We start from the raw sequence: 10,387 nt of genomic DNA, 5'->3' as shown, positions 1-10,387 counted from the left end.
AATACAAGCAGTGATGGTCTTTTTGTGAACATCTAAACCGCATGCACGTTCAATAAGTACTTGCATGTGAATCACCTTTCTACGGCTAATAAATTGAGGCTGGTGCAGCAAACCAATATAGGGTTAATCTACCCTGCGTGCTTCCCAAGAGGGAGCAACAGTCCGTGGTGCACCGGGGTCGCTGTGGTCAGACTAACGGTAGGGCTCAAGGCACCATAGTTCAACGACCTTCCTCGCCAGCCGTACTATTATTATAAAACGCACTGAATAAATTTTCATTATTCCGTGGTGCCCCGTGAGGGGCATGGTTGGCTAACGGAAAACGGTAGTGGAGGAGCGTTCAGCGGTGCAGCTCCTTTTTCATTTAAGTAGCGTGTAAAACCAAAGAGGCAATCCTGATAAGTGGGAGCCTCTTGTTATTGTGGTATCGCAGAAATACGAATGTTAATAAAGATTTTTAGTAATCTTTTGACTCAAATGCTCAATTTTCGGCATATGATTTAGGGATGCCTCTTTTCCGTTTCTAGTGAGCTTTAGACGCAGTTCTGCTGTTTGTCTGCGATCTTGGCCACCACCTTATGCCATCTGGGAGCGGCTATATAGTCAAGAAAAGTCCTTGATAATCAAGGGCTTTTTCTTGAATTAAGAATCTGTGAAGTAAGTATATATTTATTTCATTAACCTACAAACTTCTCCCTAACAAGGTACCAACTTGTTTAGCCATTACTTGAGGCGAATAGGGCATTCCGTTTTTAATCCACCATTCAATAACACCTACATAAGCGGTACCGGCATATTGCAGTATTACATCTTCCTTTAAATCCGTATTTCTTCCGCTTTCTCTGTCAATCTCACCTTTAAATCCGTCAATAAAAGAAGTCAGTAGTCGAGTTCTAAAAGCTGACGGAACACCTGTACTTGCTAACATAGTAGAAAAAAACAAATAATTTTTTTCAAAATATTCAAAATAAGGTACAAGAGCCTCGTTCCAATCCATCTTACATGCCCATTCATCCATCTCTCCTAATTCATTAAGGTGTGTTTCTATAAGTTTATCCAATAAATCAAATTTATCCTGATAATGAAGATAAATGGTTCCTCGATTTAGGTTAGCCCGGTCTGAAATATCCTGAATGGTTATATCATCGAAACTTTTTTCAGTCATCAGTTCAATAACAGCTTTTTTCAAAGATTCCTGTGTTTTAAGAATTCTCCGATCCGTTTTAGCCATCGTATATTCACCAAACTTTCTAAGATAATTAACACTTTCCGTTGTTCTGTTGATATATCAACAGATTACGTTTCTTTAATCATTGAATTACATACTTGATTATATAATAATAGACACTAGTTGGTTAATCAAATCTATTTGGTTAGTCATCGCAATTTGGTTTATGGAAAAGGAGACAACGCCCATGTGCAAAACTCACGTATTGAGTGTTCCAACGGCCAAAGCGCCATTTGAAAAGACTACGATTGAAAGACGACAATTACGACCGGATGACGTGTCGATCGATATAAAGTTTAGCGGCATTTGTCATTCCGATATTCATAGTGCACACGGGGACTGGGCAGGCGGAATTTTCCCAATGGTGCCTGGTCATGAAATTACCGGGGTTGTAACCGCAGTAGGGGAGAAGGTAACGAAATTTGCAGTAGGTGACCGAGTCGGTGTAGGCTGCTATGTAGATTCTTGCGGAGAGTGCGAATACTGCCTCCGTGGAGAAGAACAACATTGTTCAAAAGGCTTTGTAGCCACCTACAACTCCTTGGACTACGAAGGTAATCCAACTTATGGCGGTTATAGCCAAAACATCGTTGTTACTGAAAAATTCGTTGTGCATATCCCGGATGATATGGAGTTAGATGTAGCCAGTCCGCTTTTGTGCGCTGGTATTACCACTTACTCCCCTTTGAAACGTTGGAATGCCAGTCCAGGAAAAAAGGTAGCTATTCTGGGGATGGGTGGGTTGGGCCACGTTGCGATACAATTCGCGCATGCGATGGGTGCAGAAGTTACAGTGTTAAGCCGTGCGAAAGATAAGGAAAACGAAGCGTTAAGTTTTGGTGCGGATTATTATTTTTCAACTCTTGATCCTGAAACTTTCAACATGCTTGCCGGCCGATTCGACCTGATTCTCAACACCGTATCCGCCAACATTGATGTCGATTCGTACTTATCGCTACTTCGTGTAGACGGAACGCTTGTTAATGTCGGAGCGCCCGCGGAACCGAGTCAATACAACGTGTTCTCCCTAATCATGAGTCGGCGCAGTATTGCGGGGTCTTTGGTTGGCGGACTTGCGGAAACACAAGAGATGCTTTATTTTGCTGCCGCGCATGGTATTCTGCCTCAAATTGAGATTATCCGTGCCGAGCAAGTAGACGAAGCGTATGAGCGAATTCTGCGTAGTGACGTGCGATACCGATTCGTTATCGACATATCGACTTTATAGAGCGCATGAACGATAAACTTAAAAACCATTCGCTCCGATTGGCTTTGATACTGGCCGCATTTTCCGCATTGGGACCATTTACAGTCGATATGTATCTCGCGTCGCTTCCGCAAATCATGGATTTTTTCGCAAGTAACGCATCCATGATTCAAGCGAGTTTAACAGCCAGCCTGCTAGGTTTAGGCTTAGGCCAGATGGTCATGGGACCTTTAAGTGATAGGTATGGAAGACGTACCCCATTGCTGATCTCCATGATTCTTTATATTGTTTCATCTTTTGGTTGTGCTTTAGTACCCAATATTGAATTTTTCATCGTTTTACGCTTCGTCCAAGGGGGGGCAGCATCTGCCGGACTCGTGATTTCTCGTGCGATTGCTCGGGACAGATATAATGGGGTCGAATTGACGAAATTTATCTCTCTGCTTACGATGATCAGCAATGTCGCTCCATTAATATCCCCGAATGCCGGAAGTGCCGTCACATCTTTCAGTTCATGGGTTGGTGTGTTTGTTTTTTTGGGGCTTCTAGGAATACTATTAACAGGGATCACAACATGGGGGTTAGAGGAAAGCTTACCTGTACAGTATCGTGTCCAGGGAAACTTTAAGGAATTAATGAGGAACTACAGTCGTCTGTTTCACGATCGAACATTTATGGGATATGCGCTTGTTAATGGTATATTGTTCGCCGGTGTATTTGCCTTTGTTGCTGGCACTCCGTTTATTTATCAGAACATTTTCGGTGTGTCACCGGGAATATTTTCGATCCTGTTTGCTATGAACGGTCTGGCTATTATGATTGGAGCGCAAATAGTCAAACGTGTGGCTGGCCAACTAACGGAGCGCACTATATTTCGTTTCGGTTTATCGCTGTCCTTTACTTCTACTTTCGCAATCCTGATTACAGTTCTCTCTCAGGGATCTTTACTGGCAGTATTTGTTTCAACCTTCTTATTTGCAGTATCCATTGGAATCATTGGACCGGTTTCTATTACCTTAGCGATGGAATCGCATGGACAAATGGCGGGGAGTGCGTCTGCCGTCATAGGCACTTTTCAATTCGTACTAGGAGCAGTTACTTCCCCACTTGTGGGAATAGCAGGAGAGTATTCAGCCATCCCTTTTGGAATCGTTATATTTACAACCAGTTTACTGGCCATTGTTTTTTATATCGTCCTCATTAGGAAGGTGGAGACTGTAGGCGCTGTAAACAACACGAAAAAAAATACGTAACTCTAATGGAGGAAAAGAGAAAATGGAAATCAGGAGAGTCGGGTCCCAACCTTCGGGCAAAGGACCGTCTGAATATTTCACTGGCACAGTTCGCATTGATCCACTGTTTGAAGCAGCAGCTCCTGCTCGTGTAGCAGGAGCAAGCGTTACGTTCGAGCCAGGTGCGCGGACAGCATGGCATACGCATCCACTGGGTCAGACGTTAATCGTAACTGCAGGAAAAGGACGGGTGCAACGCTGGGGAGGTCAGATCGAGGAAATTAGTCCCGGTGACGTGGTTTGGTTCCCGCCTGGCGAGAAACACTGGCATGGAGCTTCGCCAACCACAGCTATGACGCATATAGCGATTCAAGAGCGTCTGAACGGACAGGCTGTTGAATGGATGGAAAAAGTCAGTGACGATCAATACCAGTCCTAGGCACGAATTGCGATCGATCCAGACGAAATAATATTCTAATATTTCACTTTGTGTGCAATAAGGCTTGCCTCAATATTCTTTGGGCCAACTTGTTGTCTTCTCATTGATAAGTCAATTCATAGGAGAGGAGAAAGTATGACTGTAACAAACCTAAGCAAAAGGATTAAAATAATGACGATTCTAGGGATCTCTTTGTCTTTTGTCATAGCATCATGCTCGGCAAAGAATATGGCATTCGGGCAATCGCCGTTTTCCTCGCATGCTGGTTCTTGTAGTTCGAGTTGGAAAATGGATAAACAATCCACCTATGTTGACGGCGTCCATACGGCGACAGGTAACTACGGGAGCCGCGATACGTCCATCTCTGTGACAATCACACTGGTCGATGACATTATTAATGGCATCCAGATCACACCTCATACTACGGATCCGGTATCTCTCGACTTGCAACAATATTTTAGCGGCGTGAACCCGTCGAACTTCGTCGGGAAGCATATCGACGAAGTTAAAGTGAACCAACTTGCAGAATCCAGCTTAGTCGCTGACGCGTTCAACGAAGCGATCGATCAGATAAAGCAGCAGAATCGGATAGGGCCGACGGCACGCAGGAAATAAACGCCTTTTATTAAAAGGAAGTGGGGTGACTTCAATGTCGCACAATAAACAAGTAGCACTTGTCACAGGCGCGAATAGGGGAATTGGATTTGAGCTTGTCAAACAATTGGCTTTGAATGGTTTTCGGGTTATTTTAGCGAGTCGTGATCTAGAAAAAGGTTATGAAGCAGCCCAAAGGCTTGAGCAGTCAGGTTTGGACGTTACTTTTGTACAAATGGATGTCGATGATCAAGACAGCATCCGTCAAGCCTCGCTGTCTGTTAATGAAACATTTGGAAGATTAGACGTTTTGATTAATAATGCCGGCGTGTATCTGGATGAAAATGAACTGTTTATGACGATGGATCCTTCCATTCTGGAGAAAACGATGTCAACGAATTTCTTCGGCGTCTATAATGTCATCCGTACCTTTATACCGCTCATGAAAAAGAGGAGCTTTGGAAGAATCATTAATATATCATCGGAGTATGGAGTGATGAACGAAATGTCGGAGCGAGGAGTTGGTGCATACAAATTGTCCAAGCTTGCCCTTAATGCATTGACGCGATTGGCAGCTGCAGAAATCCAGGGCGATATTAAAATCAATGCCGTCTGTCCGGGATGGGTGAGTTCTGATATGGGTGGTCCAGCTGCTCCTAGAACACCTAAGCAAGCAGCGGAGTCGATCCTTTGGTTAGCAACGATTGGGCCGGAAGGACCGCAAGGAGGCTTTTTCAGAGATGGAAAAGCAATCGACTGGTAATGATGGATGATATACGGTAATCATTCAAAACCTGAATTAGGGGGATGCCAAGAGGATGAATAAATCTATACTTATCGCTTTGGTAACGGCCTTCTCCCTTGCTGCTTGTGGCGGTAAAGAAGAGTCCAAATTCTTAAAAGATGATAATGCGAAAAATAACAGTGCCACTAGTCTAGCGGATACGACTAAGTCTACGAACAACCAGGCTGCCCAACCTTCAACGTCATCGACCATAGATAAGCCTAGTTCGAAAGATGTGAGGATCAAATTGACGTTTGACAATGAGGAATTCATTGTAAAAATGTATGATAATCCAACTAGCCGGGATTTTTTGACAAGGCTCCCGTTGACACTCACATTTAAGGAATTTGGTGGCTTCGAAAAATTGAGTATTTTGGATAAAGAATTATCTACGGAAAATGCACCTTCAGGAAGCGATCCGGAAGTTGGGGATTTCGGTTATTACGCTCCGCATATTCGCCAATTGCGCATGGTGCAGTCCTTGATAACGCTGAGATCAAGGTAATAGCTGATAAGAATGGCGTATCTGTAGCTCAGCTTTGCCTACGATATGATATCCAGCTTGGTCTTGTAGTAATTCCTAAGACAGCAAATCCAGATCACATGAGAATCAATGCAGAGCTTGATTTTGTTATCAGCGATGCAGATATGGAGACTTTGAAGAGTATTGAGGTCATCCAAAATTATGGCGAACATAGCTACTTCCCGGTCTTTTGGGAAAAAAATAAAGTAAATTGATCAGCAGCAAATACTAATAGTAATGATTATTGGATTGCAAAATGGCAAAGCATGAGAAGTCAAAAGTGGCATTATTTCCCTTTGGGAGAGAAGAATATTAATTAAAAACTTTTGGTTGCCGATCCTAAAGTTAATGGGCATATAAGGGATTTTAAACTAGGGTTGGGTTAATGCAGAACTATAGTTCAATCACGATATTACGACAGCCGACAAACGATTTAAAGAATAAACTAGTGTCGGGTAACAAGAAATTTACCTCACTAAGTGCCGCGAAAATCGCGGTTTTTTTTGTTTTATGGGATAAAGTTCTTGTCAAAACCAAATGACACAAGAACTTTATCTCATTCCGACGGAAGGCCGGGAGGAGTATTTTCTAAATGATTAACGGAAACTATAGTTCGATACGCATCTAAAACAGGCTGCCGCAGAAATTAACCGCGGTAGCCTGTTCCGCTAACATGCAGCATAGATTAGTTGAATAACGCCTTAGCAGAACAACATCTTATGATAATGCAAATAAAAAACTAAGTTAGCAAAAGCTGAGGAAGGTGCTTCAGTAATGGATAACATTAAGTTACTTCAAATGGCAGTAAGGCAATATGGATTTAATCCTGAAGATGTGGTTGTCGAAAAAGAGCTTCAATCGAATACTTGGCATGGGGATTTACATTTCAAAATTCATTTAAAAGAAAAGTCATTCTCAGCAAGATTTGTTAGCTATAAGCGATATGAAAGTAACGTATTTGTTAAATTAACGGATGAAGTTCTTACAGAACAAATTAAATTTTGCAATTATCTACGTGAATCTGGAATTCCTTTTATGAAACACCGGTCAACTCTACATAATGAACCATTTGTTTTGATTGATGATGGGGAAAAGGAATGGAGATTCTTATTGTTTGAGTGGATTGAAGGTGAACATATTATTACTCATTGCACTAAGCCCGTATCAGAAAAATTTAGTAAACTGGCACGAAAGATTCACGACATATCAGTAAACTTTGAAAGTGAGGTCTTTACAAAAGAATCCCATGTTTATGGTTCTGAACAATTTCTTGGGATGATTCGTAAAGAATTAGGCCCAATTAAGTTAAGGAAGCGGAAAAAGTGTTTTTCAAGATTACACACCTTTTTTAGATGCCAATTTTTTGCGACATGCAAGAATTGGTATCCCACGACACTATTATAAGCATTTAGACGAAGAGAGACTTTCTATAATGGAAGCTGCGATTCATACTTTGAAAAATGAAGGTGCGACAATTATTGACTCTGTCACTCTTCACGTAGAACAGCAAAATTGGAATAATGATGTCATTACCTATGAATTTAAAAAGGGTTTAAATAGTTACTTATCACATTTAGATAATTCTGTACCGATTCACTCTTTGAAAGAATTGATTGAATATAACAAAAATCATGCGGAAGAAGCTTTAAAATATGGACAAGACACACTTATAAGGTCAGAAGAAACAATTTTGAATGAAATAACGTATCTGCAGAACAAGGAATAGATTATGTAATAGACAAGTATAAGTTGGATGCATTACTGTTGCCTGGTGATGTAGATGGCATGTACATTGCTGCACGCTTAGGATATCCATTAATTTCTGTTCCAGCAGGTTACTCATTAACGGGAGTTACTGACTCGGATGGTGATTCGACTAAAGGTCCTTTCGGTGTAGTCTTCTCAGGTAGAGCTTATAGTGAGCCTACATTAATAAAAATAGCATACAGTTTTGAACAAATTACACATCACCGTTTCCCTCCTGAATTTGATTAGTACTTGATATGTCAGTTTGTTCAGCTAACTGGCAGTAATGCGAAAATACATGTTCGCTAATGGATTCGAATAAGTTTATGATACAAGTATGGATTGCCCGATTTTGGAGGTGACTAAGATGCTAATCAAAGAAGTAGATGATGAGTTAAGAGGAGTTATAAAGCACTTTAGGGGTACGTCAACTTTGGTTGTCTCTCGTGGTCAAGTGCATCATTTAGATAAACTACCCGGATATGTGGTTATGCAGGATGATGAAGTGAAAGCTCTTATATCTTACAATATAGTCGATAAAAAATGTGAAATAGTATCCTTGGATAGCAACGTTGAGAATCAGGGTTTTGGATCAAGTTTGATTGAATCAGTTATTGAAAAAGCAAGGAATACGGGATGCAAATCAATTTGGTTAATCACATCAAACGCAAACATAAAGGCTATTCGTTTTTATCAAAAGCGTGGCTTTGATATGAGGGTCGTTCATCACAATGCTATTGACGAAGCTAGAAAAATAAAGCCCTCAATTCCGTTGACAAGTGAGGACGGAATCCCTATACGACATGAGATTGAATTTGAAAAATTATTAAACTCCCTCGGTATGATTGATTTCCTCACGCAAGCTCGTCTATTCGCAGGATTTCATACTTTAGATTTCGATGATGAATGAAAGATAGCAAGATATATTAGGATGTGTCGTTAAAAAGGCATGCGGGAACAGAGGTGGGGGTGATTCACCCAATTCATTCCAAATGCTGCACGTATTCTCCACGGTGCCCTTAGCGATAGGCTGCCAGTGCAAAGATTTTATTTGGGTTGTAGGCAGCAGCACTACGAACCATTCCGACTAAGAGTCGAGCTAGCTTTCCACATAACTTCATGATAGATTTCATCTTTTTAAGCTTCTTTACCTTAATATTATGGTGATGTAATGCTTTAAACTCTTGGTTATTCATGACCATACACATCGTTATTAAATAGAGAAAGTGACGAAGGCGTGGACGGCCTCGTTTACTGAGTGTCATTTGTCCCTTCCATTTCCCTGAACTTGCTTCAGTCAAATTAAGGCCTGCGTGGCGAAGTAGTGCATTCCCGTGGGCATAACCTCTAAGATCTCCAGACTCTCCTAAAACACCAACTAGTGCAATTGAACTTATACCTGTAATGGCAAGAATTTTGCCTGCATAGGGGATACGTTCAACAACGTCTCTGGCTTCTTTTTCGATCCTCTGCAGCTGTTTAGTGGCTAAGTCATGCTCCTCAAGAAGCTGTTCTAGATGGAGTTTGTAAGCGTGTGTAGCCTGTTTGGAACCAACGGTTTGCTTGGCAAGATCGATGAGTAGATGAGCTCTACGCACACCAGAATGCCGTTTCATGTATTTCTGCCATCCTTTAATGACATCGTCAGGACTTAGTTTACATAGGTCAGCTGGAAGCGGAAAAAGCCGAAGGGTTAACAATGCACCCTTGCAAGTTAAGATCTTAAAGACTTGTCTCAGTTCTGGGAAGACAATGTCGACCCAGCGGTGGATCTGATTAACGGCACTTACAAGTCGTTTAACGACTGTTTCTCGGTTAGCCATCAGGACTCGTAGCTCCTCGTACTCAGAAGAATGGAAACGGACGGGGGAGTAGTAGCCGTTTTTCACCATGTTGGCAATAACTAAAATTTCGTTCCATGTCCATGGCCATAGCTTGTACAAGGAAGGAGGCTCCTATGTATAGTGTACTTCTTTTTATTCATACTCTCTTGGGTGCTGATACTTAGGCAAAAACACAACACCGTTTACTCGTTGTCCGTCATAGACACGAACTTGCGGGGTTCCCTTAAAAATATTTTATTATCCAGGCACTTGAACCACATTCAGTCATATATAGGTGATAGCAGTTCGAACCTGTTGAGGAGGATTTATACAAATGATGTTACCGAGTGAAAAGTATTTTGGTAAGTTTGAAGCGGTTTTTTTATTTTACGGGGCCATGCCTACAGGCGTTACTGTTTCTGAAACTGGGCGCATTTTTATTTGCTTTCCAAGATGGGGAGACGATGTTAAATTTACGGTGGCTGAAATCGTTCGCGGTACATTACAGCCTTATCCTAGTTTAGACGCTAATTTGGTAAGCCAATCGAATATCACAACGTCCTTCATTAGTATCCAAAGTGTCGTTGCTGATGGAAAGGGAACGCTTTGGGTACTGGATACGGGGGCTCCTAATTTCTCAGAACCCATCAAAGGGGGGGCGAAGTTAGTCGCTGTAGATTTAAATACAAATACCATAAGAAGCGTATTTACATTTACAGAGGATGTTGTCCTGCCAACCACTTATCTGAATGATGTCCGATTTGATTTTCGTGTTGGTAAAGCAGGTTATGCTTATATAACGGATTCGTCT

13 protein-coding genes and 1 pseudogene are annotated in these 10,387 nt (G+C 41.6%); 12 read left to right on the top strand and 2 right to left on the bottom strand.

What is annotated here, in order from left to right; all coding sequences use genetic code 11:
• Positions 1–682 precede the first annotated feature (682 nt).
• Entirely contained in the window at positions 683–1,231 is a 549-nt protein-coding gene (locus G519_RS0136285) for a TetR/AcrR family transcriptional regulator (protein WP_029198751.1), read from the bottom strand.
• Between the two features lie 184 nt (positions 1,232–1,415).
• Between G519_RS0136285 and G519_RS0136280 the strand changes: the two genes are divergently transcribed.
• From G519_RS0136280 to G519_RS46315, 11 genes are all read left to right on the top strand, one after another.
• The gene (locus G519_RS0136280) at positions 1,416–2,456 is read left to right on the top strand and encodes an NAD(P)-dependent alcohol dehydrogenase (protein ID WP_029198750.1); all 1,041 of its coding nucleotides are present in this window, start codon (positions 1,416–1,418) and stop codon (positions 2,454–2,456) included.
• A 5-nt stretch (positions 2,457–2,461) separates the two neighbouring features.
• Positions 2,462–3,688, top strand: coding sequence for a multidrug effflux MFS transporter (locus G519_RS0136275; RefSeq protein WP_029198749.1), 1,227 nt, complete (start codon positions 2,462–2,464; stop codon positions 3,686–3,688).
• A 22-nt stretch (positions 3,689–3,710) separates the two neighbouring features.
• The gene (locus G519_RS0136270) at positions 3,711–4,106 is read left to right on the top strand and encodes a (R)-mandelonitrile lyase (protein WP_029198748.1); all 396 of its coding nucleotides are present in this window, start codon (positions 3,711–3,713) and stop codon (positions 4,104–4,106) included.
• A 135-nt stretch (positions 4,107–4,241) separates the two neighbouring features.
• Entirely contained in the window at positions 4,242–4,721 is a 480-nt protein-coding gene (locus G519_RS46340) for a hypothetical protein (RefSeq protein WP_051254020.1), read from the top strand.
• 34 nt (positions 4,722–4,755) lie between these two features.
• The gene (locus tag G519_RS0136260) at positions 4,756–5,463 is read left to right on the top strand and encodes an SDR family oxidoreductase (RefSeq protein WP_029198747.1); all 708 of its coding nucleotides are present in this window, start codon (positions 4,756–4,758) and stop codon (positions 5,461–5,463) included.
• A 55-nt stretch (positions 5,464–5,518) separates the two neighbouring features.
• Positions 5,519–5,989 (top strand): cyclophilin-like fold protein, encoded by a 471-nt coding sequence (locus G519_RS50885; RefSeq protein ID WP_051254018.1) that lies wholly within the window; start codon positions 5,519–5,521, stop codon positions 5,987–5,989.
• Positions 5,872–6,222, top strand: a complete 351-nt coding sequence (locus tag G519_RS46330; RefSeq protein WP_307720150.1) for an aldo/keto reductase — start codon at positions 5,872–5,874, stop codon at positions 6,220–6,222. The genes G519_RS50885 and G519_RS46330 overlap by 118 nt, the downstream gene beginning before the upstream one ends.
• A 559-nt stretch (positions 6,223–6,781) precedes the next feature.
• Positions 6,782–7,411, top strand: a complete 630-nt coding sequence (locus tag G519_RS46325; protein WP_051254016.1) for an aminoglycoside phosphotransferase/kinase family protein — start codon at positions 6,782–6,784, stop codon at positions 7,409–7,411.
• 28 nt (positions 7,412–7,439) lie between these two features.
• On the top strand, positions 7,440–7,733 hold the full coding sequence (locus G519_RS51820; RefSeq protein ID WP_029198746.1) for a hypothetical protein: 294 nt from the start codon (positions 7,440–7,442) through the stop codon (positions 7,731–7,733).
• 38 nt (positions 7,734–7,771) lie between these two features.
• Positions 7,772–8,002, top strand: coding sequence for a hypothetical protein (locus tag G519_RS51815; protein ID WP_174806694.1), 231 nt, complete (start codon positions 7,772–7,774; stop codon positions 8,000–8,002).
• Between the two features lie 118 nt (positions 8,003–8,120).
• Positions 8,121–8,663: a GNAT family N-acetyltransferase gene (locus G519_RS46315; protein WP_064743604.1), complete on the top strand. Its 543-nt coding sequence runs from the start codon at positions 8,121–8,123 to the stop codon at positions 8,661–8,663.
• 109 nt (positions 8,664–8,772) lie between these two features.
• Here the strand turns inward: G519_RS46315 and G519_RS46310 are convergent.
• Positions 8,773–9,666, bottom strand: a pseudogene (locus G519_RS46310) (transposase); the annotation flags it as partial.
• 238 nt (positions 9,667–9,904) lie between these two features.
• Here G519_RS46310 and G519_RS0136225 point away from each other — a divergent pair.
• A partial coding sequence (locus G519_RS0136225) for an L-dopachrome tautomerase-related protein (protein ID WP_029198745.1) occupies positions 9,905–10,387 on the top strand: 483 nt, incomplete at its 3' end.

It is taken from the genome of Paenibacillus alginolyticus DSM 5050 = NBRC 15375 (genome assembly GCF_000422905.1).
Taxonomy (GTDB): domain Bacteria; phylum Bacillota; class Bacilli; order Paenibacillales; family NBRC-103111; genus Paenibacillus_E; species Paenibacillus_E alginolyticus.
This window is presented reverse-complemented; position numbering and strand designations above follow the sequence as displayed.

Coding starts and splice junctions, on each gene's coding strand:
- G519_RS46325 (WP_051254016.1), top strand. CDS start 6,782: ATGGATAACATTAAGTTACTTCAAATGGCAGTAAGGCAATATGGATTT.
- G519_RS0136260 (WP_029198747.1), top strand. CDS start 4,756: ATGTCGCACAATAAACAAGTAGCACTTGTCACAGGCGCGAATAGGGGA.
- G519_RS46315 (WP_064743604.1), top strand. CDS start 8,121: ATGCTAATCAAAGAAGTAGATGATGAGTTAAGAGGAGTTATAAAGCAC.
- G519_RS0136280 (WP_029198750.1), top strand. CDS start 1,416: ATGTGCAAAACTCACGTATTGAGTGTTCCAACGGCCAAAGCGCCATTT.
- G519_RS0136285 (WP_029198751.1), bottom strand. CDS start 1,231: ATGGCTAAAACGGATCGGAGAATTCTTAAAACACAGGAATCTTTGAAA.
- G519_RS46340 (WP_051254020.1), top strand. CDS start 4,242: ATGACTGTAACAAACCTAAGCAAAAGGATTAAAATAATGACGATTCTA.
- G519_RS0136275 (WP_029198749.1), top strand. CDS start 2,462: ATGAACGATAAACTTAAAAACCATTCGCTCCGATTGGCTTTGATACTG.
- G519_RS51820 (WP_029198746.1), top strand. CDS start 7,440: ATGGAAGCTGCGATTCATACTTTGAAAAATGAAGGTGCGACAATTATT.
- G519_RS0136270 (WP_029198748.1), top strand. CDS start 3,711: ATGGAAATCAGGAGAGTCGGGTCCCAACCTTCGGGCAAAGGACCGTCT.
- G519_RS50885 (WP_051254018.1), top strand. CDS start 5,519: ATGAATAAATCTATACTTATCGCTTTGGTAACGGCCTTCTCCCTTGCT.